The 22,346-nt window shown below is 31.9% G+C and carries 21 protein-coding genes; 4 read left to right on the forward strand and 17 right to left on the reverse strand.

Annotated features, from left to right (window positions below):
• Window positions 1-10 precede the first annotated feature (10 nt).
• The 3 genes from B4E59_RS04730 to B4E59_RS04740 all read right to left on the reverse strand — a co-directional run bounded on the left by B4E59_RS04730 (window position 11) and on the right by B4E59_RS04740 (window position 5,594).
• Window positions 11-3,166 carry a TonB-dependent receptor gene (locus B4E59_RS04730; protein ID WP_291048455.1) on the reverse strand — a complete coding sequence of 1,052 codons (3,156 nt, stop codon included), beginning with the start codon at window positions 3,164-3,166 and terminating at the stop codon, window positions 11-13.
• A gap of 211 nt (window positions 3,167-3,377) precedes the next feature.
• Window positions 3,378-4,592, reverse strand: coding sequence for an MFS transporter (locus B4E59_RS04735; protein WP_291048458.1), 1,215 nt, complete (start codon window positions 4,590-4,592; stop codon window positions 3,378-3,380).
• Between the two features lie 87 nt (window positions 4,593-4,679).
• Window positions 4,680-5,594 (reverse strand): helix-turn-helix domain-containing protein, encoded by a 915-nt coding sequence (locus tag B4E59_RS04740; RefSeq protein ID WP_125349466.1) that lies wholly within the window; start codon window positions 5,592-5,594, stop codon window positions 4,680-4,682.
• Window positions 5,595-5,850: 256 nt separating this feature from the next.
• Between B4E59_RS04740 and B4E59_RS04745 the strand changes: the two genes are divergently transcribed.
• Window positions 5,851-6,618 (forward strand): methyltransferase domain-containing protein, encoded by a 768-nt coding sequence (locus tag B4E59_RS04745; RefSeq protein WP_291048463.1) that lies wholly within the window; start codon window positions 5,851-5,853, stop codon window positions 6,616-6,618.
• 45 nt (window positions 6,619-6,663) lie between these two features.
• Here the strand turns inward: B4E59_RS04745 and B4E59_RS04750 are convergent, their stop codons facing one another.
• From B4E59_RS04750 to B4E59_RS04760, 3 genes are read right to left on the reverse strand one after another with little or no spacing between them, the layout of a single operon-like run.
• A complete protein-coding gene (locus tag B4E59_RS04750; protein ID WP_221856827.1) occupies window positions 6,664-7,851 on the reverse strand; it encodes an aspartate aminotransferase family protein in 1,188 nt (395 codons plus the stop codon).
• Between the two features lies 1 nt (window position 7,852).
• Window positions 7,853-8,404, reverse strand: a complete 552-nt coding sequence (locus B4E59_RS04755; protein ID WP_291048466.1) for a hypothetical protein — start codon at window positions 8,402-8,404, stop codon at window positions 7,853-7,855.
• Window positions 8,405-8,443: 39 nt separating this feature from the next.
• Window positions 8,444-10,117, reverse strand: coding sequence for an OstA-like protein (locus tag B4E59_RS04760; protein WP_291051735.1), 1,674 nt, complete (start codon window positions 10,115-10,117; stop codon window positions 8,444-8,446).
• A gap of 244 nt (window positions 10,118-10,361) precedes the next feature.
• Between B4E59_RS04760 and B4E59_RS04765 the strand changes: the two genes are divergently transcribed.
• Window positions 10,362-11,282 (forward strand): Dyp-type peroxidase, encoded by a 921-nt coding sequence (locus B4E59_RS04765; protein ID WP_115000647.1) that lies wholly within the window; start codon window positions 10,362-10,364, stop codon window positions 11,280-11,282.
• Window positions 11,283-11,343: 61 nt separating this feature from the next.
• On the opposite strand, the gene B4E59_RS04770 is transcribed toward B4E59_RS04765, so the two are convergent.
• A complete protein-coding gene (locus tag B4E59_RS04770; protein ID WP_038331681.1) occupies window positions 11,344-11,796 on the reverse strand; it encodes a Fur family transcriptional regulator in 453 nt (150 codons plus the stop codon).
• A gap of 195 nt (window positions 11,797-11,991) precedes the next feature.
• Between B4E59_RS04770 and B4E59_RS04775 the strand changes: the two genes are divergently transcribed.
• Both B4E59_RS04775 and B4E59_RS04780 read left to right on the forward strand, forming a co-directional pair.
• Complete coding sequence (locus B4E59_RS04775; RefSeq protein WP_286494898.1) at window positions 11,992-14,334, forward strand: ATP-dependent helicase; 2,343 nt, start codon at window positions 11,992-11,994, stop codon at window positions 14,332-14,334.
• Between the two features lie 230 nt (window positions 14,335-14,564).
• Entirely contained in the window at window positions 14,565-16,028 is a 1,464-nt protein-coding gene (locus tag B4E59_RS04780; RefSeq protein ID WP_221855076.1) for an alanine/glycine:cation symporter family protein, read from the forward strand.
• A 53-nt stretch (window positions 16,029-16,081) separates the two neighbouring features.
• On the opposite strand, the gene B4E59_RS04785 is transcribed toward B4E59_RS04780, so the two are convergent.
• The 10 genes from B4E59_RS04785 to B4E59_RS04830 all read right to left on the reverse strand — a co-directional run bounded on the left by B4E59_RS04785 (window position 16,082) and on the right by B4E59_RS04830 (window position 22,287).
• Window positions 16,082-16,600, reverse strand: a complete 519-nt coding sequence (locus B4E59_RS04785; protein WP_125350085.1) for a YceI family protein — start codon at window positions 16,598-16,600, stop codon at window positions 16,082-16,084.
• A 38-nt stretch (window positions 16,601-16,638) separates the two neighbouring features.
• Complete coding sequence (gene ygiD, locus B4E59_RS04790; RefSeq protein WP_221855074.1) at window positions 16,639-17,457, reverse strand: 4,5-DOPA-extradiol-dioxygenase; 819 nt, start codon at window positions 17,455-17,457, stop codon at window positions 16,639-16,641.
• Between the two features lie 27 nt (window positions 17,458-17,484).
• A complete protein-coding gene (locus B4E59_RS04795; protein WP_221855071.1) occupies window positions 17,485-18,057 on the reverse strand; it encodes a YceI family protein in 573 nt (190 codons plus the stop codon).
• A gap of 216 nt (window positions 18,058-18,273) precedes the next feature.
• The gene (locus tag B4E59_RS04800; RefSeq protein WP_125350083.1) at window positions 18,274-18,573 is read right to left on the reverse strand and encodes a hypothetical protein; all 300 of its coding nucleotides are present in this window, start codon (window positions 18,571-18,573) and stop codon (window positions 18,274-18,276) included.
• A 6-nt stretch (window positions 18,574-18,579) separates the two neighbouring features.
• The gene (gene map, locus B4E59_RS04805; RefSeq protein WP_291051740.1) at window positions 18,580-19,341 is read right to left on the reverse strand and encodes a type I methionyl aminopeptidase; all 762 of its coding nucleotides are present in this window, start codon (window positions 19,339-19,341) and stop codon (window positions 18,580-18,582) included.
• Between the two features lie 136 nt (window positions 19,342-19,477).
• Complete coding sequence (locus B4E59_RS04810) at window positions 19,478-19,735, reverse strand: Txe/YoeB family addiction module toxin (RefSeq protein WP_221855067.1); 258 nt, start codon at window positions 19,733-19,735, stop codon at window positions 19,478-19,480.
• Window positions 19,736-19,990, reverse strand: coding sequence for a type II toxin-antitoxin system Phd/YefM family antitoxin (locus B4E59_RS04815; protein WP_221855065.1), 255 nt, complete (start codon window positions 19,988-19,990; stop codon window positions 19,736-19,738).
• A 119-nt stretch (window positions 19,991-20,109) separates the two neighbouring features.
• Complete coding sequence (locus B4E59_RS04820; RefSeq protein WP_221855064.1) at window positions 20,110-20,406, reverse strand: Dabb family protein; 297 nt, start codon at window positions 20,404-20,406, stop codon at window positions 20,110-20,112.
• A 12-nt stretch (window positions 20,407-20,418) separates the two neighbouring features.
• Window positions 20,419-21,726 carry a DEAD/DEAH box helicase gene (locus B4E59_RS04825; protein ID WP_291051743.1) on the reverse strand — a complete coding sequence of 436 codons (1,308 nt, stop codon included), beginning with the start codon at window positions 21,724-21,726 and terminating at the stop codon, window positions 20,419-20,421.
• A 27-nt stretch (window positions 21,727-21,753) separates the two neighbouring features.
• Window positions 21,754-22,287 carry an STM3941 family protein gene (locus tag B4E59_RS04830; protein WP_221855062.1) on the reverse strand — a complete coding sequence of 178 codons (534 nt, stop codon included), beginning with the start codon at window positions 22,285-22,287 and terminating at the stop codon, window positions 21,754-21,756.
• Window positions 22,288-22,346 lie beyond the last annotated feature (59 nt).

Raw genomic sequence — 22,346 nt, forward strand, 5'->3', positions numbered from 1 at the left:
AAAATGATAATTAAAAACTATATCTAAATCCTATCTGAATTTGATAAGGACTAAACGCATAACTTGTTTTTCCTGTATTAGTATTTACATTATATACAAAATGCTTCTCTGTCGCATCAAAACTTTTAATTGAATAAATATTTTGCTTTCCAATACGAGGACCAACACCCCAATCTTTACTCAATAAATTCGCTACATTGAAAATATCAAAACCAACTTCAAATTTATGCTTCTCAACAATATTGAACTTCTTTGTTAAACGCAAATCAAACGTTCCAGCAAACCCATTAATACCTCCATTTCTTTCTGCTATTTTTCCAAAACTTTTGCGGATATAATCTTTTGTATGTTTTTCTACTTCTGGATTATCTAAAATTGCCTGAATTCCTTTCTTTAAATAATCTGGTGTTGATGCACTATTTGGATCATAGATATAAGCCAAATCATTCGAATTCACAAAATCTCCATTCATGTTACCATTCACTGCCAACGAATAACGAGTTCCTCCTATTCCACTAAAACGAACACCAGCAGTCATTCCCCAAAAAGTTGGTGATTGTCCATACACAACCAGTTTATGACGGAAATGTGTATCAGAATAATTCATTTTACTTAAATTTCGAGGATCTTCAGCAACCATCAAACTCAACGTCGCTGTATTCGCAACATTACCATTATAAGAAGTATTATCTTTCGAATCATTCCAAGTATATGAAACAGAAATCTGTCCATCCTTGAAATAACGATACGTACCATCTAACACAAATGCATATTGATCTTTTTTACCATCACTAATTAATTCTAAAACACGACCCAAGTCTTTCGTTTTACGTCCATTTACCCAATTGGCAGCTCCATTTGTAGGGTTTATTGTTGACGCTGGCACATAAACACCACGATTCGCCTCTTCTGCAATTCTAAAAAATGGTTCATCAACCATATTACGATCCACATACATATAGTTGTTACGCGCCCAGTTAGCATAAGCACTAATTCCTACACGCAAACGATCACTAAAAAAATGGTTATAAGAAGCATTTAACTTATACACCGTTGGCACTTTCGCATCTTTACTATTCGCATTTATTGTGATTAATTTTTCAATATTAGGATTATTGAACAAATCTTTTCCCGGAGCAGTATCAGGATTTTGTCTATAACCAATAAAATCTGGCGTTGGCACTAAAGCACCTTCAATATCTACCGCAGCAACCTTGGTCCCATCAAACAACATATTATTAATCATAGAATAAGGATTAAGTGAAGAACCAAAAATACCTCCACCAAATTTTACGAAATCTTTTCTATTTTGATTAACATCCCAAGTCAATTGAAAACGAGGTTGAATTTGCCACGTATTAATCTTATTATCAGTTCTAACACCCAATTGTTTATCAGCAATTTCATTGTAGTTTGCACCATTCAAGTATTGCATATTCTCTACACGCAAACCAGCCATTAAGTCTAAACCAGGAGAAAGCTCTGTTTCCATTTGTCCATAAACCGCAGAACTTAGTTGATTAATAACTGTAGAAGGATCATCCGTCAATCTAATCTCTCTTGCATAACGATAAGGTGTCATGTTCTTAAAATTGTCCATACCAGTAAAATAAAAACGTCCGTTCATTTCACTACCATACACATTTACCATTCTGTAATACGAGAAATCTCCACCAAAAGTATATTTGATATTATTTCGGTTGATATAAATATTATTCACCAATTGCACAACATCTCCTTTAAACCATTCTGGAGAAAAGCGTTGTCCACCTAACTGAATATTTGTAAACTGATTTTTACCATTAATCGTAGAACTAATTCCTTCTACAATCGCACGCGGAATAGATGCAGTTGGTAATTCCTTTGATGCTAATACAGATTGGTTCTCTAAAAAATACTGAACTTTTAATTCATTTGTAATATCATCATTAATATCAGTTCTCAACGATAACATCAAACTATTATCAGTTTTCTTACGATCAATATACGATTCGTACATATTGATTGTTGTATTATCTCCTTCTGATAATAAATCTTTTTCATGTACAAAATTATTACGAAGCGTTAATAAATTTCTCGCATTAATCTGCCAATCTAAACGTAAAAATGCAGCATTTGTATCTTTATTCTTATTAAATGATCCAAACTGAGGATTATTCGAAACACCATATTTTTCACGCGCAATGCTCAAAAATTGATCTAAAGTAGATTGCGTTACATTAAATAAAGCTTCATCACTTTCATTATTAATATTTGCAATGAATAATGGACGTTTATCAACTTGTCTATCCCAAGCAACAAAAAAGTGCGCTTTATCTTTCTTAATTGGTCCTCCCAAAGAAAAACCATATTGATAAGTAGAGAACTCATTATCTCGTTTATTTCCACGAATATCATACGGACTCGAAAGCCAATCTGTACGACCATACAAAAATGCACTTCCTTGCATTTTATTCGTCCCAGACTTTGTAACAGTACTAATTGTTCCACCACCAGCACGCCCGTTTGTTACATCATATTCATTTGTTACCACTTTAAACTCACGAATCGCTTCCATCGAAATAGAATAAGAAGACGAAGTAGAACCTCCTGCAATAGTACCTCTATTAGACATTCCATCTATCGTATAATCAACAGACGAAGATAATTGACCACCAATACTTGTTCCATTGCTCAACGGAGATAAATCTATTAAAGAAGTGAAATTTCGTCCATTTACAGGTAAAGTTTGTAAATCTTTTGCCGATACAGAAGTAGACGCACCAACTTGTTTAATAGAACTTTTTAAAGTTTGCCCACTTACCATCACTTCATTCAATTCAGTCGTTCCATTTGTAAATTTGAACGGAACCCAAATTAAATCTCCTTGATTCAAACTATATCCTTCTAAGATCTCCTCACCATGTTCTTCCGAAATAATAGTAACTGTATAAGGAGAACCTAATGGCAACTGCTTTAAGTTATACTCTCCTTTTTCATTCGTTTTCGTAGAAGCTGTAAATCCTGTCGATTCATTTTTCACAACAATGGTTACATTGTGCAAATCCGAACCATTAGCATCAGTAATTTTTCCCGATATACCTGCTAAATCTCCCTGTGCATAAACTGCAGTAGTTGCTCCCATCACAAAAACAACTGCTGATAGTTGAAATAAATTAAGTTTCATGTATATGTTTTATTTGAAACCCAAAATTATTTTTTACCTCACAATATGGTGTTACTTAATAATTAAGAAAGCTTTAACTAAAAGTCATAAAAAAGGTAATAGTTACAAGAAATTTAAACGTTTAATAAACCTTAAGAATTTGGTTTTAAGATTTAAAAGAGTATTTAAAGAAAATAATATGTTAAAAATCCGAGCATTCGCTCGGATTTAATTATACGATTATAGCTTTTTTTCGTGTAGATTTCTTCATTCTATACATAACGTAAATAATTACAGATAATAGAAATGAAAAAATAAAGTATCGGATTGCTAACCCATTTTGAGTATCAACTTTACCAGTACTTGAGATAATAAAACTTGTAAGCGAAGTAATAATATACGTCATTCCTCCCATCAAACCACCAGCAACACCAGCATTTTTAGGAAAAGCCATCATATTTGAAGTAAAGAATGATGTGAATAAAATTCCCGAACAAATATGAATGAAAAACGCAAAGAATAATAAAACAAATAGATTTTGAACAAAGAAACCTGCGATAATCAAAAGAGAAATCAAAACTAATTGTACAATAATAGGTAAAGCTATACTTTCTTTAAAGTCAAGATGCATTCTTTTCTTTCCTACAAATCCGCCAATCATCCACGAAAAACCTAAAATTAAAGTTGAATAACCAATCACTACAGAATTAAAATGATAGGTATTTTCAATTAAAAACGGACCAATAATATTGAAAATCATTACAATAGAATAAGCAACAGCCTGTATCATAATTCCAACTATAAATAATTGATTGCTAAGCATCATTCTATAAGTATCAATAACGTTTTTCAAATTCAATTTAGTCTTTTCAACAATACTTTCCCCACTAAAAATCAATTCAAAAATTAAAATTAAAGCAGCGTAAATAGCTAAAAAATAAAAATTCGCATGCCAATTGAACAACTTTTCTAAATATCCACCTAAAAATGGAGCCAAAATAGGTCCGCATGACCAAACAATCGTGAAATAACCTAAATAATGTTTCGCCTTTTCTGGTGTATGAATATCAATAAAAAGTGCTCGAGTTGCAATAACAATAATCGCAACTGAAATTCCTTGAATAATTCGAAGAAAACAAATCAACAAAATGCTATCTGTACTCGCGATAACTAAACTTGTGATTAATACGACAAATAATGCTACAATTTTTGGATAATATCGTCCAATTGCATCCAAAATACTTCCAATAAACAATTGAGATAAACCATAACTCAATAAAAAACAAGTCAGAGTTAATTGAATACTACTTTCTGGAACTATCAACGATTTTGCCATCGACGGAAATGACGGCAAATAGATATCTGTTACAAATCCCGAAATTGGAATCGAAAAGAAACCAAGTATACTTATAATTTTTTTCCTTTTTTCTGATGCTTCTCTCAACATAAATCATTTTTTACTATGCAAAAGTAAAATGAATGTGAAATTGAGGAATTAAAAAAGACAAATAAAAAATTACAAAAATCAAATAAATTAATTTTCTTGTTTAAATTTTAATGGAGAAGTTAAAGTATGTTTTTTAAAAAAATTATTAAAATGAGCAGGTTCCTCAAAACCTAATGTATAACCAACTTGCGCAATATCCCAATCAGTATACAACAACAGGTTTTTAGCTTCTTCAACTATTTTCTGTTTAATAATTTGTGTCGTTGTTTGTTTTGTTACAGATTTCACAGATGAGTTGAGATGATTTACATGAATATTTAATTTCGTTGCAAAATCAGCGGGTGTTTTCAAAATAAGTGGATGAGCAGGTGAATCTAGTGGAAATTGTTTATTTAATAATTCATCAAACTTCTTATACAATCTCACATTTGATGGCAATTCAACCGCATGTATTTCATCAACTTTTTGTTCTAAAACATAATGAAAAATAGCAGATAAATGATTACGAATACTAAAATATCTCAATTGATAATTGGATTGATTAAGACGATACATTTCCTGAAAATAAGACAAAATCAAAGGCAATTGTTCATCAGAAATCTCAATAAAAGGAGAACTCCAATCTTTAAACAAAGATGTTTTTTTGAAGACATCAAACTCTTTATTTTCAGAAAAAAATTGTTGATTGAATAAACAAAAATAACCTTCTTGCAAACTCGATTTACATTCCCAAGTATAAGAAATATGCGGAGATGGAAGAAATAAAACCGGTTTAGAAATATATCTTTCATTATTTCCATATTTAAAAATTCCTTCACCAATCAACAAACTGATTTTGTAATAATCTCGCCGACTATATGGACTTTTAAAACTACAATATTTACGCAAAGAAATATTAAAATGCGCTTTATCGTGTTCAAAGTTAGCAGAATTCATCAATTCGGCTTGTTCTAAACTAATTTTATTATAATAATCTGCAATAGTTTCTAATTCTTGACTCATCTTTATTCTTACAAAATTCAAATAAACGACATTTTAGAATAATTATATGTTAAAAACTACATTAATCATAATATTACCTATTGTGCATTTTGATAATTTTAGCAATTAAACCGTCAATTCGAGTAAAATTCTTTTAGAATTTTTATTCATTTCATTTCTTCAAATCACTCGAACTGACAAATTTTTATTCAAAATACACAGTGGATTAAGTATTATAAAATTTCATTAACTTTAATCACATTCAAAACTCAATAAAATGCCTTGGAATCCCGAAAGATATAATCAATTCAAAAATATTCGTTATCAACCTTTTTATGATTTAGCGGATTTAATTTCTACTAATAATTTGAAAAATTGCATAGATGTAGGTTGTGGAACTGGCGAACAAACAGCAATTCTCGCTAATAAATTTGAACATGCTAATTTTTTAGGAATTGATTCTTCTAAGGAAATGCTCGAAAAGTCAAAAGAATTTGATTTAGCCAATCTTACATTTCAACAACAAACGATTGAAAATTTTGCAAATTCAGATACAACTTGGGATTTAATTTTTAGTAATGCAGCGTTACAATGGTCGGATAATCATGAAGAATTGTTTCCTAAATTAATCTCAAAACTGAATGTTAATGGACAATTTGCAGTGCAAATGCCTTGTCAAAAAGATAATGTATTGAATGTTATTTTGAGTGATTTAGCACGAGAAAAACCTTTTGCGGATTATTTGAATAATTTTCATCGAGATTCTCCTTTGTTAACGATAGATGATTATGCGAAAATCATATTTGATAATGGATTGAAGGATTTGAACATAAACATGAAAGTTTATCCAATTTACGGAAATGACGAAACAGAATTTTATAATTTCATTTCTGGTTCTGCTTTGATTCCTTATATGGAGCGTTTAACGACTAAACATCAAGAATTATTTACGACAGAATTTAAAACGAGAATTAAGAAATATTATAAGACTTTTCCTGCAATTTATTCCTTTAAGAGAATATTGTTGTATGGAAGAAAGAGTTAAACAAAAAGAGAATCAATTATGATTCTCTTTTTTGTTTATTAAAATTTAATCTAAATCGTCTAATACAGATTTTAAGATATCACAACCTTTTATAATATCTTCATCCGAAATATTAATTGGCGGTGTAATTCGTAAATTCTCGATGCTATACATTAAAAAGAAAAGAATCAAGCCTCTATTCATACATTCTTGCTGAACGCGCAACGTATATTCTGGCGATGATAACTCAGGAGCTAACATCAAACCTTTTCCGTGAATTTTCTTAATTTTTGGATGCTGAAGATTTTCTCTGAATAATTGTTCTTTACGATCAATATCATCCATTAATTTCTCTTCTTCTATAACATTTAGTAATTCTAAAGCTGCAGCTGCAATCACAGGATTTCCTCCGAAAGTCGTAATATGTCCCAATTGAGGATTTTGCTTAAGAGAACTCATAATTTTATCAGAAGTCATAAACGCACCAACAGGTAAACCACTTGCCATACCTTTTCCCATTGCCACAATATCTGGCACAACACCAAAATGCTCGAAACCAAACAATTTCCCTGTACGTCCAAATCCTGGCTGAATTTCGTCCATAATCAATAATGCACCAACTTCTTCGCAACGCTTTTTCAACTTGATAAAGAAATCATTTTCTGGTAATCTAAAACCAGAAGCACCACGAATACTTTCTACAATAACACCAGCCGTTTCTTTGGTAATTTTTTGTAAATCTTCTTCGTTATTAAAATCGATGAAATAAACTTCTGGTAACAATGGTCGGAAAGCAGCTTTCTTACGTTCATCACCCGAAACACTTAATGAACCATGTGTATTCCCATGATAGGCATTACGAAAAGAAATCAATTGACGACGACCTGTAAAACGTTTCGCTAATTTAAGCGAAGCTTCAATCGCTTCTGTTCCAGAATTCACCAAATAAACTTGATCCAATCCTTCTGGTGTTAAATCAACCAATCGCTTGCATAATTCGACTGGTTTTTCTTGCGCATATTCACCATAAACAGCGACATGCATATATTTGTTTACCTGATCTATAATCGCTTGATTGATACGCGGATGGCTATGTCCAAGTGTATTCACCGAAACGCCAGCCACAAAATCAAGATAGGCTCTTCCATCCTTTCCATAGATATAAGAGCCCTTTGCGTAATCGACTTCAAAACCAGATGCAAAATTTGTTGTTTGCGCCTGATATTTGAAAAATCCTTCTTTTAATGTTCCCATTTTATTTTAATAAAAAAAGCACAGCTGCACCGCCCATTGCATACGCTGCAACAGTAAGAGCATCTGATTTACCTTTCGAAAATTTTCTTATTTTGAACGATGAAATATCATTTTTATGAAACTTCAATTCTTTTTCTGTTCCTTTTACAACAGCATATAAGGTATCAGCTTTCCATTGCTTTGCCTCTATTGTATATTCTTTTCCTTGCGCATCTACTTTATAAAATTGATCGGGTTTGATAACATCCGAAATATTAATTGTAGAAGGATCTATCGCTACTTTCTCTTCTTTATTCTCTTGTTTTTTAGCTTTTAATGCAGCTAATTTTTCTTTACTTTCTGAAAGAGATGAACTAATTGCATTTTCATTAGGACTTTTGCGTTCTCTTCTCAATTCAGCAATATCAGCTCTGGAACGACTTCTTTCATTAGAGTTAGCCGTCTGATTATTGCCTTTAGACATTTCCAAAGCATATTCGTCAGGATCAAAAGCTTTGTAAGTATAACAACTTGATAATAATAGAATAGATAATATGATAGATGTAGTTTTCATTTAAAGTTTTAGAAATTAAACGATTAATTTATGAAAAGATTATTTCGATTCGATAAAAATATCTCGCCAAGTGTTTAATCGTTCAGAAATTCGCCATTTAAAATCGGGTAAATAACGCATTTCTTCAGGAAATTTAGACAATGGATACATTTTTCCGTCCGATTTTATGCGACATGCAACCAATTCAACATCTTTTCCTACAACATCAACTTCTATAATTCCGCAATAAGAAATATTAACTCCATAACGTTCTTTCACTTTCGTTTTTTGATCCGTATCATCCATGTACGTCAACGCGACAGCATTTTCTTCTACATTTATAAAATCAATTTTATCATCCTGAAAAAGAACAGTTAAATATTTTCCTTTGATTTGATGATATTCATTTTCCACAAGCGACTCCACTTTAGCAATCACAAAAGCATTATTAAACACTTTCATCGAGTCTAATTTTTCTGTTTTCGCATTTGTATACGCTTCGATATAATCTCCTGTAACTTGGTTATCACCAGAAAATAAAATTGGATCTTTGTAAAATTGCATCAATCCTTTAGTTTGATTGTACACCAAAGAATCTGCTTTTCCGTTCGCATTCGATTTGTAAAAACGCGCTTTATGAAAAGCTTTCACCAATGAAGTCGAATCAACATCGTGACGTTTTACCGCCAACAACGTATCAGCACTTATGTAAAGCGAATCTTTATCAAACGCTTTCACAGCATACGCGTTCTTCGTTACAAAAGCCGAATCTAAGTATTTAAAAGCTTCTCCGTAATCACCTTTCAAAAATCTTTTTTCTAATGGATCATCCAAAAAAACATCGCCTTCACCTTTACCAAAACCTGTTTTATCGTTGAAATAAAGTTTTTTAGCCGTCAACGTTTTGTTTTGATAATAAACTTTTGAATTTCCTCTTAACCAAGCTTCACCTGTTTTTTTATTAAAATCTCCATCCGAAGTAATGATATATTGTGATGGATCATTTCGACGTGTAATTTTAGAATAATCGCGGAAAGTTGTAATTCCCGTAATATCATTCGTCGTCATTTTTCTCGAATAAATCGTATAATCTTTATTCGTAATAAAAACTTCTGAACCAAAATTTGCCGATTTAGACTTTACATTATACACAACATTTCGTCCTTCGACTAAAGTTCCATCAGAACCAATTGTTTTGTAAGTATCATTTACAATAATATTTCCTGTCAATCGTTCGTAAATCATTTTCTCAGAACTTATTTGTTGCGTAGGTATCTTCACTTCTACTTTCCCAATACCAGTCGCAATCTCGGTTGTACGATTATAATCCATATAATCTGCCGTAATACGAGAACTTGGATCAGTCAACACCACATCTTTGAAAGCTTTTGCAATTGTTGTGTTTCCGTCATACTCCATTTTATGCGCCGTAATTGTTTTGTCTTTGCTCACCAAACGTGCATTCGACCAAACAACAGCCAAGTTTTTATCACGATACAAAACCGCACTATCAGCCGAAATTACATCACCTTTATATTCGATTACAACATTTCCTGATAAAAAATCATTTCCCTCAAAACGTTTCGGATCATGTTCTACTAAATCAGCATGCCTTAGATTAACTTTTTCTTTTTTAGGTTTCTGTTGCGCAAAAGCACTTATCGTCATAAAACATGAAAGTAAAAAAGCAACTTTCAAGCCTGTTTTATTTCTATTTATATAATTAATTAACAATTACTTATTATTTTTATTTAATCTCTATTTCACTTCAAAAAAGTGCTAGCCAAAATTAGTATTATTTTTTTAGTCCTAAAAATTAATTATTACGTTAAAACGTGCTTTAATACTTAAAATTTTCATAATATTTTAATCAATATGATAGATTTTCAAGTCTTAATTTAATTAAAAAAATAACGATTATTCATCAAATTCAGTTTTAAAATTCTTAACTTCATATTCAATTTTATAAATCTATTAAATGCCTCAATATCAAAATGTATTAGACAGTCCAAACACCAATACTATTTTTATGGTTTGGAATTTTAAGGAAAATACTGCTTACAAAGATGCTTTCAAAAAGCTTTGCGCTTTAATTATCAATCTCAATCATTCAGCCAATACACGTTTTCCGAAAACGCAATCGAGCGTTATTTTAGGAATTAGTTACGATGCTTGGATAAAATTAAATTTACCAAAACCTTTGCCGAAAGAATTAAAACCTTTTGTTGCCATTAAAGGAGAAAAGCATGAAGCCGTTTCTACAAAAGGCGATATTCATTTTCATATCCGCTCTACGCAACAAAGCTATTGCGTTGATATTGTTTCTAATTTGACTGATTTATTGAATGATGTTGCTACTTGTCAAGAAGAAATTCATGGTTTTAGATATTGGGATGGTCGTAGTATTTTAGGTTTTGTTGATGGAACTGAAAATCCACAAGGTAACGAAAGAATAAATTTTGGTTTGATTGGCAATGAAGATTCTGCTTATACAAATGGAAGTTATTTATTTGTGCAAAAATACATTCATGATATGCAAGCTTGGAAAGATTTACCAATTTCTGAACAAGAAAAAGTAATTGGAAGATCTAAAGTTGATGATATTGAAATGAATGACGATGAAAAACCCTCGAATTCACATTCTGCATTAGCAAATGTTGGAGATGACAAAAAAATTGTTCGCGATAATATGCCTTTTGGAAATATGTCGACAAATGAAATGGGAACCTATTTTATTGCTTATGCTAGAAAGTTTAGCATTGTAGAAGAAATGTTAGAACGCATGTTTGTTGGTGAACCTATCGGAAACTATGATCGAATATTAGATTTTAGTAAAGCTAAAACTGGAACTTTATTTTTTGTTCCTTCTTTTGATTTGTTAGATCAATTTTCTAATTAAAAATAACAAAAAAGACCTTTTACGAAATCGTAAAAGGTCTTTTGATTTTATAAAATCAAGGTTATTTATTCTTACGAGTTCCGTAAAAATATAATGAATGATTATCAATTTTGATATCAAAAATATCTTCTATCGTTTGTTTGATAGATTGGATTCTTGGATCACAAAACTCCAATACTTCTCCTGTATCAGACAAAATAATATGGTCATGATTTTTGTCGAAATATGATTTTTCGTAATGCGCTTGTTGATCTCCAAACTGATGTTTACGCACCAATTTTGCTTCCATCAAAAGCTCGATAGTATTGTATAAAGTAGCACGACTAACGCGGTATTTCTTATTTTTCATTTTGATATACAACATATCAATATCAAAATGATCATCTGTAAAATAAATTTCCTCTAAAATAGCATAACGTTCAGGTGTCTTACGATGTCCATTGTCTTCCAAAAAATTCGTAAACACTTGCTTTACTATTTCGTAATTACTTGATTTTACTGATTCGTCTGTCATATAAAAAATTTGTGTAAATATACAGAATATTTCCTTATCAATGTAACGAAACAACTTTCAATTCGTACGTTTTTTCTATCTCTTGATAGTAAATCTTTATAACAACGTATAATTAACAATATATCTATATAAGAAAACGTATAATCTTTCAAAATTATTTTATCCTTTACACCACAAAGGTTAACTTTGCACACGATGGAAGAAAATTATTTAGAAAAACTGAACGAACCACAGCGTTTGGCTGTAGAAGCTACCGAAGGTCCAGTAATGGTAATTGCGGGTGCGGGTTCTGGAAAGACGAGAGTGTTAACTTATCGCATTGCTCATTTACTAAATAAAGGAGTTGATGCTTTCAATATATTGTCTTTAACATTTACCAATAAAGCTGCCCGAGAAATGAAAGAACGTATCGGACATGTGGTTGGTGAAGCGAATGCAAAAGCACTTTGGATGGGAACCTTCCACTCTGTTTTTGCGCGTATTCTACGTGTTGAAGCTCCGCTTTTAGGTTATCCATCAGATTTTACAATTTACGATCAACAAGATGCAGTTTCTGTAATGACAAAGATTATTAACGAAATGCATTTAGATAAAGATATTTACAAAGCAAAACAAGTTTTGGGACGTATTTCTCAATACAAAAATAACTTGATTACAGTTAGAGCTTATCACAATAATCAAGCTTTAATTGAAGCAGATAATGAAGCAATGCGCCCTCGAATGGGTGATATTTACAGAGCTTATGTAGATCGTTGTTTCAAATCTGGTGCAATGGATTTTGATGATTTATTGTTGCGTACCAACGAAATTTTGACGCGTTTTCCTGAGGTTTTAGCAAAATATCAAGAACGTTTCAAATACATTATGGTAGATGAGTACCAAGATACCAATCATTCTCAATATTTGATTGTAAAAGCATTGGCTTCTCGTTACGAAAACCTATGTGTAGTTGGTGATGATGCGCAATCTATTTATGCTTTCCGTGGTGCAAATATTCGAAATATTTTATCATTCAAATCCGATTATCCTGATGCGAAATTGTATCCATTGGAACAAAATTACCGTTCGACGCAAATGATTGTGGAAGCTGCGAATCAGATTATCAAACAAAATCAAGATCAATTAGAAAAAAATGTTTGGACTGCGAATGAAACTGGTGAAAAAATAGCCGTTTATCGTGGACTTTCTGATGCTGATGAAGCGCGTTATATTGCAACGCAGATATGGGAAAGACAGATAAATGAACATCTTCAACCAAAAGATTTTGCTATTCTTTATCGTACCAATGCACAATCTCGTGCGTTAGAAGAAGCCTTGAGAAAAAGAGGAATTCAGTACCGTGTTTATGGCGGAACATCTTTCTATCAACGCAAAGAGATTAAGGATATGGTTGGTTATATGCGATTATTGATTAATCAAAATGATGAAGAAGCTTTATTGCGAACAATCAATTATCCGGCACGTGGAATTGGTCAAACGACTATTTCAAAACTTTTGGTTGCGGCAGATCAACATCAAATTAGTTTATTTTCTTTGATTGAAAATATTGCGATGTATGCTCCAACCATTGGAATAAATGCAGGAACATCAAACAAATTGAATGATTTTGTGTTGATGATTAAGCGTTTCCAAGTGATGCTAAAATCACATGATGTGTATGAAGTAACAATGGAAATGGCTAAAAGAACACAATTGTTGAATGCGTTGAAAGAAGATTCTACACCAGAAGGTGTTTCTCGCTTAGAGAACGTTCAAGAGTTGTTAAATTCGATCCAAGGTTATGTCGAAGAACAACAACAATTAGACGAAGGAGATGCTTCTTTAGGTGGTTTCTTAGAAAATATTGCTTTGGCAACTGATGCGGATAACGAAGAAGATGACGATAATAAGGTCAATTTGATGACGGTCCACTTAGCAAAAGGTTTAGAATTCCCTGTTGTATTTATTGCAGGTTTAGAAGAAAATCTTTTCCCTTCTATGATGAGTGTTAACACGCGCGCTGAATTAGAAGAAGAACGTCGCTTATTTTATGTTGCCTTAACACGCGCTGAGAAAGTGGCTTATATGACCTATTCTGTTTCACGTTTTCGTTGGGGAAAAATTATCGATTGTGAACCTTCTCGTTTCTTAGAAGAAATTGATGATAGTTTCTTAGAATGGAAAAATCTGAATATTTCTGCAAGAGCTTCTAATAATAGTGGATTATCGGCTGATTTATTTGGAGATGAACCAACACCACAAAACTATCAACAACGAGAAAAATCAGTTGCAAGACCAAATCCAAGAGCTCGTGTAGAACCAGCTCAACCAAGGTCAAATTTCAAACCAGTAAATCAAACAAAAAGTAACGCTTCATCAACAGCAAATGCACAAGGTTTGCAAGTTGGTCAAGTTGTTGTTCACGATCGTTTTGGACGAGGAATTGTGAAAGATTTGCAAGGAGAACCATCAGATATGAAAGCAATTATTCATTTTGATAATGCAGGAGAAAAAAAATTACTCTTAAATTTTGCAAAACTAAAAATCATTCGATCATAATAAAAAAACAGAAAAAGGTTACAGTAATTTGCAACCTTTTTTATTTGTATTTAACCAATTACACACCTTTTATCAAACTAAAGGTTTAAATAATATATCTTCAAAATTTAGAATAAAATTCTTGCTTGTATTTATTTTTTCGAATAAATAAACAGATTAAATCTTATAATTAAGATTTTTTTAGCATTTTAGCACCACAAATAAACACAAGAACAAAATTTTTTACTCAAATGGATGATATCATCAATCTAATAAGTAGCTACGTTTGGTCATATGCCTTGATTGGACTTTGCGCTTTAACAGGAATTTACTTCTCTATTCGCACCGGATTTTTACAAATAGTCTACATAAAAGACATGGTTCGCTTGCTATTTAGTGGCGAAAAATCGGACAAAGGAATCACTCCTTTCCAAGCTTTTTCTTTAGCAATTTCTGGTCGTGTCGGAACCGGAAACATTGTTGGTGTTGCAACCGCAATCGCAATGGGAGGCCCTGGAGCAATTTTTTGGATGTGGTTTATCGCATTTTTAGGAAGTGCATCTGCATTCATAGAATCTGCATTAGGACAGGTCTACAAGCAAGAAATCGATGGAGAATATCGTGGAGGTCCTTCATACTACATCGAAAAAGGTTTAGGAATCAAATGGTACGCGGTTTTGTTTGCAATCATTACAATTATGAGTTGTGGATTATTATTACCAGGCGTTCAGTCGAATAGTATTTCATCTGCTTTGAATAACGCGTTTGATATTCCTATTTATAATTTTGTAGGAATTCCAATCAACATTGTAGGATTCGTCATTATTGGATTATTAGCCTTGATTATTTTTGGAGGTGTAAAACGTTTGGGACAAGCTTCTGAATTTATCGTTCCTTTTATGGCAGGCGCTTACATCTTAATGGCAATCATTATTATTGGAATGAATATCCATCAAGTTCCATCAGTTTTACGATTAATTTTTTCATCAGCTTTCAATCAAGAATCACTTTATAGTGGTGTTTTTGGATCTGCAATTGCTTGGGGAATAAAACGTGGAATTTATTCTAACGAAGCTGGTCAAGGAACTGCTCCTCATGCGGCTGCGGCTGCGGAAGTAAACCATCCTGCACAACAAGGTTTGGTACAAGCTTTTTCTGTTTACATCGATACATTATTTGTGTGTACTGCAACTGCTTTTATGATTTTATTTACAGGAAAATACAATGTGAATCACCCAGAAAAAGCGGGAAGTTTCATTACTCAAAATCTTCCTGGAGTAGATTATACAGGTTTTACGCAAGCAGCTGTTTCAAGTCATTTTCCTTCATTCGGAAATAGTTTTGTTGCGATTGCTTTGTTTTTCTTTGCTTTTACAACGATTATGGCTTATTACTATTATGCTGAAACGAATATTACATACATTTTCAAGAAAGGAAATAGAAAAGTATATGTATGGATTTTACGTATTTGTTTTTTAGGTGCTACGTATTACGGAACAATCAAAACTGCTGAAACTGCTTGGGCAATTGGAGATATTGGTGTTGGTCTGATGGCTTGGGTAAATATTATTGCTATTTTATTATTAAGCGGAGTTGGGCTTAAGGTCTGGAAAGATTATAAAGACAAACGTAAAAAAGGAATTAAAAATCCTGATTTTAATCCTACAGAAATCGGAATTAAAAATGCTACTTTTTGGGAGAACAAAAATAAATAACACAAAAAAAACCACTTCGTTTGAAGTGGTTTTTTTGCTATTAAAAATTATGATTATTGGGCTTGAGTAAACTCTAAATTCACCAATAATTTTACTTTATCAGAAACCACTAATCCTCCAGCTTCTGTTACTTGGCTCCATCCTAATCCGTAATCTTTACGGTTGATTTCTCCTGAAAATTCGAATCCAGCTCTTTGTAATCCCCATGGATCAGTGATAACTCCACCAAAATCTGCATTTAATGTAATTGGCTGTTTTTCACCACGAATTTCTAAAGTTCCATTAATTTTTCCGTTTTGAATACCTGAAGTACTTTCAAATTTCATTTCTGGAAATTGCTCAGCAGCAAAGAAATCAGCTGATTTTAAATGTCCATCACGATCTGCATTTTTTGTATTGATTGAATCTACTTTTGCATCAAATTCAAATTTTGCATCAGAAAAATCATCTGAATTAGCTTCTACATCAGCATTGAAATGATCAAAATTTCCTGTTACTGTAGAAATTACCATGTGTTTTACTTTAAATTGGACTTCTGAATGAGAAGGGTCTAAATTCCATTTTGTTGCCATAATGTTTTGTTTTTATTTGTTATTTAAATTGATTTTATTTATCCTATTTTGAATGATAACATTCCTAATGATCCATAAATTAGTTTATCATTAAAAAGTGTTAGCTCCTCTTCTTTTCCTTGTAATGCTAATGCGTAAATAGCTGGCAAATAATGTTCCATAGATGGGACAGCAAGATTAAATGCGCTACCTTTTTGTACAAAATTGAACAATTCGTCGTGATTACCTGTTTGAACAATATTCTTGAATGTATCATTCACTTCATAAGCCCAATCATAACCAGCATTTGGCTCGCTCCAATTTAATGCTCTCAAATTGTGTACAACATTCCCACTTCCTACTATTAATATCCCTTTACTACGCAAAGCGTCTAATTCCTTCGCTAATTCGTAATGCTCTTTTGGCGTTTTATAAACATCCAAACTCAGTTCTATCATCGGAACATCTGCTTCTGGATACAAAAATTTAATCACACTCCAAGAGCCGTGGTCAAATCCCCACATTTTGTCTAAATCAACCTCTGTTGTTTTAATTAAATTTTTGACCTCTGTTGCTAATTCTGGACTTCCTGGCGCTGGATATTCAACATCGAATAAAGCTTGCGGAAAACCATAAAAATCGTGAATCGTTTTGGGTTGTTCTAAAGCCGTAACTTTAGTTCCTTTCGTTTCCCAATGTGCCGAAATACAAATAATCGCATTTGGTTTTGGGATTGTTTTTCCAATCTTCTTCCATCCTTCTACAAAAATATTTTCTTCGATTGCGTTCATCGGAGAGCCATGTCCTAAAAATAAAACTGGCATTTTATCAGTTGTAGAAAAACTTGAAGTAATTGATTTTAACGTATTGAAATCCACGATTTTTATAATATATTTTATTTATTATTATTTAGCTTTTGAAGCTGAAAATTCTAAGTTTGATGTTAATGTAACAACATCACCTACAACAGCTTCTGGGAAATTACCACCGATGTTAAAATCACTTCTTTTTACATTTCCTTTTACTGTAAATCCGTACGTTTTAACTCCGTTATTGTTGATGCTTCCGTTGTAAACTAATTTTAATGCAACTGGTTTAGTTACTCCGTTTAATGTTAAATCACCAACCATTTTAAATTGATTTCCTTTAACACGTGTAATTCCTTTTGAAGAGAATTCTAGTTTTGAATTTTTTGCTGCATTGAAAAAATCTGCTGATTTTAAATGATTATCACGTGCCTCAACTCCTGTATTGATTGAATTGATATCTGCAACTACATGAAATTTTGCATCGCTTAAATCTTCTTTTGTAAAGTTTAAATGAACATCAAAATTTTGGAATTGTCCTTCAACATCAGAAATTGTCATGTGAGAAACAGAAAAGCCTAATTTTGAGTGCGCTTTATCATTTGTATAATTTTGAGCAAATGCAGACATTGAAGCTGCTGATAACATTAACGTGAATAATAATTTTTTCATAACGAATGATTATTTGATTGTTTTTAATTAATTATTTATTTTGATAGGACAAATTTAGCTCAGTCATCAGCGAGATTTCATTGACATAAGATAAGAAATTAAAAAGCTTGATTTTTCATCTAATAAACGATCAAATTGTATCAATTAATATTCCAAAAAGTAAAGATTTTGAATTTGTTAGCAATAAAAAAAACACTTCAATAGAAGTGTTTAATATTATTTTACTGGACTAAAATACCAGTAGGTAGATGTTTTTTTATTCTCGATTTCCAAATATTCTGGAAATGCTTGCGGTAATAAATGTAATTCTTCCGATTTTTTCAAATCTGTTAGAATCTGACGCAAAGGATATCCTTTTTTACGGTCGTGAGGAAAATATCCTTTTTCAATTAAGAAAGGCATCATATCCTTAGTTTTTACACGTTCCAACTTATTTTCTGTTAAATAAGCCTGAATATCTTCGCTCATTTTTTTGACCACTTCGCGGTCTACTTTAATATATTCGTTTCTCTTCATATAATTTTACCAATTACCATTCATGTGCGTTAAAATCATAGGACCTTCAGAAGTAACCAAAACAGTATGTTCGTGTTGTGCAAAAACGCCAGGTGCATTTCCTATCATTGTCCAACCATCCGCTTGCTCAATTGCTTCGTAAGAATTTTCTGAAATAAAAGTTTCCAATGCAATAACTGAATTTTTACGGAATCGACGTTTATCATCAGGGTCTCTGAAATTCATCAAATCCAATGGTTCTTCGTGCAATGAACGCCCTACTCCATGACCAGTTAAATTCTCAATCACATGATAATGATGTTTTTTTGCTTCTTTCTCAATAATTCCACCAATATCAGCGATTTTAACTCCAGATTTTACAGCCGCAATTGCTTTTTGAAGCGCAGAAATAGATGCATCAACAATTTTTTGATAACCATTCACATCTTCTCCAACAACAATAGAACCTCCATTATCAGCCCAAAAACCACCTAATTCTCCAGAAACATCAATATTAACCACATCTCCGTCTTTCAAAATTTTATCGGCTCTTGGAATTCCGTGACAAATTTCTTCATTCACGCTTAAGCAAGTATAACCAGGAAATTGATACGTCTCGAAAGGAGCTGATTTGCAACCAAATTTGTGCATAATCTTCGCACCAAAATCGTCCAATTCTTTTGTTGACATTCCAGGTTTTACATAATCTTTCATCTCTTTAAGAGTAACGGCTACAGCTTCGCTGACTTTTTTCATTCCGATTAACTCTTCTTCTGTCTCTATAATCATTGCTTAAATTCTATTGATTTCCTTTTCAGAAATCATTTGCAAATTTACGGGTATTTGTAACGATTATTTGCTTATTTTGATAGAAATTCGTGATTATTGTATGATAGATTATATTGTTGATTGATAAAGAAGTATATCAATCATAATGAAAACGACATTTCGCAATTTGAATTTCATCTTCTACAACACGATATATTAACCGATGTTCATGATCTATTCTTCTCGACCAAAATCCTGCATATTTATGTTTCAAAGCTTCTGGTTTCCCCAGACCATCAAAAGGATTTCGAGCAATACCTTTAATCAATTCATTGATCTTTTTCAATTTAGATTTATCTGTTTTTTGCCAATACAAATAATCTTCCCATGATTCATCAACAAAAACGATTTTCATCTATTCTTCAATTAACTCCTTTGTAAACGTTTTCTGAGTTTTTAATTTCTCAATTGCAGCATCCAAACGCTCTTCATTTTTGCGAGAAGAAAGCTCATGATTCGTAGCCATTAGCGAATTATACTCTTCTAATGACATAATAACAACACCAGAATTTTTTCCACGATTAATAATCAATGTTTCAAAATTATTCGTCACACGATCAAAATATTCTTTAATATCTTTTCTAAATTCAGAAATATTTGTTATCAACATATGTACAATATTTTGTACAAAAATAAGTATAATTAATTATAAATAAACTTGATTTATAAAGTTTTAGAAAATAAAAAAATCCGTCAAATGACGGATTTAAGGTTATATTTTTCTAACGATTAATCTGCATCATAGATTAATACTCGTTTTGCTAATTTATTTGGACCATTCAAAAACTCGATATGTTGTGGATGTTTTTGATACGTCTCAAATTGTTCCATCGTTTCGAAAGCTGCAAACAAAGAAAACGAATACGAAGCGTCGATAACATCTCTTTCGATATTTGCTGGTGTTCCAACATGAAAAAATACTGAAGGAGCAATTGGTTCTAAATCTTTCAAAGCTTGATGAAATGTATTCACTTCAGCTTCTGTAGCGTCATCTTTTAACCAAAATAGTACGTGGTGTGCTAACATAAAATTCTATTTTTAATATGCAATTTGCATTTTTACTTTCTTATTTTTTACTTTTTGACCGTTCAATTTTTTCAATAAGTCCGGAACTTTTTTACGGTTAATCGCAACATACGAAGTGGTATCTTTTACCTCAATAATTCCGACATCGTTTTTTTCTAAACCTCCTTTTTTGAACAAAAATCCAACAATATCAACTTTGTTTACTTTGTCTTTTTTTCCTGCAGAAATATAAATCGTTTGGTAAGGTGTACGTTCTGGAATCTTATATGTTCCACCTAAATTTTCGACAGGTAAATTTTCATTTACAAACGGAAAATGTTCTTCATTGCTAATAATTAAATACACAAAACCTTTCGCATTCATACGTGCTGTACGTCCATTTCTGTGAATAAAAGCGGCTTCTTTTGCAGGTAATTGATAATGAATAATCGAATCTACTTCTGGAATATCCAAACCACGCGCAGCCAAATCTGTTGTAATTAAAACTCGAACCGAATCATTTCTGAATTTCAGTAACGCACGTTCGCGTTCGTCTTGTTCCATTCCACCATGAAAACTTTCACGCGCAATTCCTTTTTCATGCAACAAATTACTAATACGGTCGACAGCATCACGGTGATTACAGAAAATCAACATGCGTTTGCTTCCAATTTTGCAAATCAAATTAAATAAAGTATCCAATTTTTCTTCTGAAATGGTGTTAACCACTTTCATATGTAAATCAGGCTTTACCTCGATTTGTTTTAGATAGCTCACAATTTTTTCGTCATTCAATCCAACAAATTCTGGAATATTTTCCATTTCTGTAGCAGAAGTCAAAATACGTTGTTTCAAACCAGAAAGTTGCTCTACAATAAAGCTCATATCTTCTTGAAAACCTAATTCTAACGCTTTATCAAACTCTTCTAAAATTAAAGTTTGAACAGTCGAAGGATCAAAATTTTCGTTACGCAAATGATACGCAATACGTCCTGGAGTCCCAATTAATACAGCTGGAGCTTCTAACAAAGTATTTTGCTCAACTTTTGTATTGTGACCTCCATAACAACACGTTACTTTATAATCAGACTTCATCGATTTGAAAACTGTTTCGATTTGTAAAGCTAACTCACGCGCAGGAACTAAAATTAAGGTTTGAACACCTTTTACATCTGGATTTAAATCTCTTAAAGTCGGAAATAAAAACGCCAATGTTTTACCAGATCCTGTTGGTGATAATAAAATTAAATCTCGTTGATTTTCGGACATTTTGAATGCTGAACGTTGCATTGCATTCATATCTTTGATGCCCAAATTTTTATAAAGTAAATCGATTTGCATGCTGCAAAAATAGTCTATTCTTTCGAATTAATCATTTTTTGAAGCTGTAGAAATCTTATAATCTTCCATAAATTCATCAAAAAGATTCATGATTTCGAAGTGATTTTTATCTAAAGTATTTGCGTCAAACGAAACAACAGCGCCATACATTTTATTCCAAAATCTCATACGTGCTTGTAAGAATTTCTGCGTTTCGTTATGGATAAAATCGTCTGCATCAATAATTTTTATATTAATGACACGTTGGCGAGGCAATTTCAGTTCTTCAATTTCTAAAATTTTTCCCCATTCAATATAATTCAAATGATCCGTAGGTTTGTAAACAATTCCTTTTTTATCAATCAATAAAATCAATTGTTTTTTCATCAATTTTTTGATTGAAACGATGATGAATAGTAAACTTGGAACAAATAAAACTCCGCTTAAAATTTTTGCAGTTTGCGGAGAATTAACTTGATTGGCGTTTAGAAATAAATAAATTGAACAAGCAAAAAATAAAAGACTACCGAATAATAATCCCCAATTGCTTGTTTGTTTTGCGTAAACTTTAACTGAATTCAATTGATTTTGTTTTTACAAAAATATAGATTTTAATCTTAATTAAAGGTTATAAAAAAGAG

Source organism: Empedobacter sp. UBA2044 (assembly GCF_002333005.1).
Classification (GTDB): domain Bacteria; phylum Bacteroidota; class Bacteroidia; order Flavobacteriales; family Weeksellaceae; genus Empedobacter; species Empedobacter falsenii_B.

Excerpts from the sequence above, each read along its gene's own strand:
- B4E59_RS04730 (WP_291048455.1), bottom strand. The coding sequence starts at position 3,166 with ATGAAACTTAATTTATTTCAACTATCAGCAGTTGTTTTTGTGATGGGA.
- B4E59_RS04735 (WP_291048458.1), bottom strand. The coding sequence starts at position 4,592 with ATGTTGAGAGAAGCATCAGAAAAAAGGAAAAAAATTATAAGTATACTT.
- B4E59_RS04740 (WP_125349466.1), bottom strand. The coding sequence starts at position 5,594 with ATGAGTCAAGAATTAGAAACTATTGCAGATTATTATAATAAAATTAGT.
- B4E59_RS04745 (WP_291048463.1), top strand. The coding sequence starts at position 5,851 with ATGCCTTGGAATCCCGAAAGATATAATCAATTCAAAAATATTCGTTAT.
- B4E59_RS04750 (WP_221856827.1), bottom strand. The coding sequence starts at position 7,851 with ATGGGAACATTAAAAGAAGGATTTTTCAAATATCAGGCGCAAACAACA.
- B4E59_RS04755 (WP_291048466.1), bottom strand. The coding sequence starts at position 8,404 with ATGAAAACTACATCTATCATATTATCTATTCTATTATTATCAAGTTGT.
- B4E59_RS04765 (WP_115000647.1), top strand. The coding sequence starts at position 10,362 with ATGCCTCAATATCAAAATGTATTAGACAGTCCAAACACCAATACTATT.
- B4E59_RS04770 (WP_038331681.1), bottom strand. The coding sequence starts at position 11,796 with ATGACAGACGAATCAGTAAAATCAAGTAATTACGAAATAGTAAAGCAA.
- B4E59_RS04775 (WP_286494898.1), top strand. The coding sequence starts at position 11,992 with ATGGAAGAAAATTATTTAGAAAAACTGAACGAACCACAGCGTTTGGCT.
- B4E59_RS04780 (WP_221855076.1), top strand. The coding sequence starts at position 14,565 with ATGGATGATATCATCAATCTAATAAGTAGCTACGTTTGGTCATATGCC.
- B4E59_RS04785 (WP_125350085.1), bottom strand. The coding sequence starts at position 16,600 with ATGGCAACAAAATGGAATTTAGACCCTTCTCATTCAGAAGTCCAATTT.
- B4E59_RS04795 (WP_221855071.1), bottom strand. The coding sequence starts at position 18,057 with ATGAAAAAATTATTATTCACGTTAATGTTATCAGCAGCTTCAATGTCT.
- B4E59_RS04800 (WP_125350083.1), bottom strand. The coding sequence starts at position 18,573 with ATGAAGAGAAACGAATATATTAAAGTAGACCGCGAAGTGGTCAAAAAA.
- map (WP_291051740.1), bottom strand. The coding sequence starts at position 19,341 with ATGATTATAGAGACAGAAGAAGAGTTAATCGGAATGAAAAAAGTCAGC.
- B4E59_RS04810 (WP_221855067.1), bottom strand. The coding sequence starts at position 19,735 with ATGAAAATCGTTTTTGTTGATGAATCATGGGAAGATTATTTGTATTGG.
- B4E59_RS04815 (WP_221855065.1), bottom strand. The coding sequence starts at position 19,990 with ATGTTGATAACAAATATTTCTGAATTTAGAAAAGATATTAAAGAATAT.
- B4E59_RS04820 (WP_221855064.1), bottom strand. The coding sequence starts at position 20,406 with ATGTTAGCACACCACGTACTATTTTGGTTAAAAGATGACGCTACAGAA.
- B4E59_RS04825 (WP_291051743.1), bottom strand. The coding sequence starts at position 21,726 with ATGCAAATCGATTTACTTTATAAAAATTTGGGCATCAAAGATATGAAT.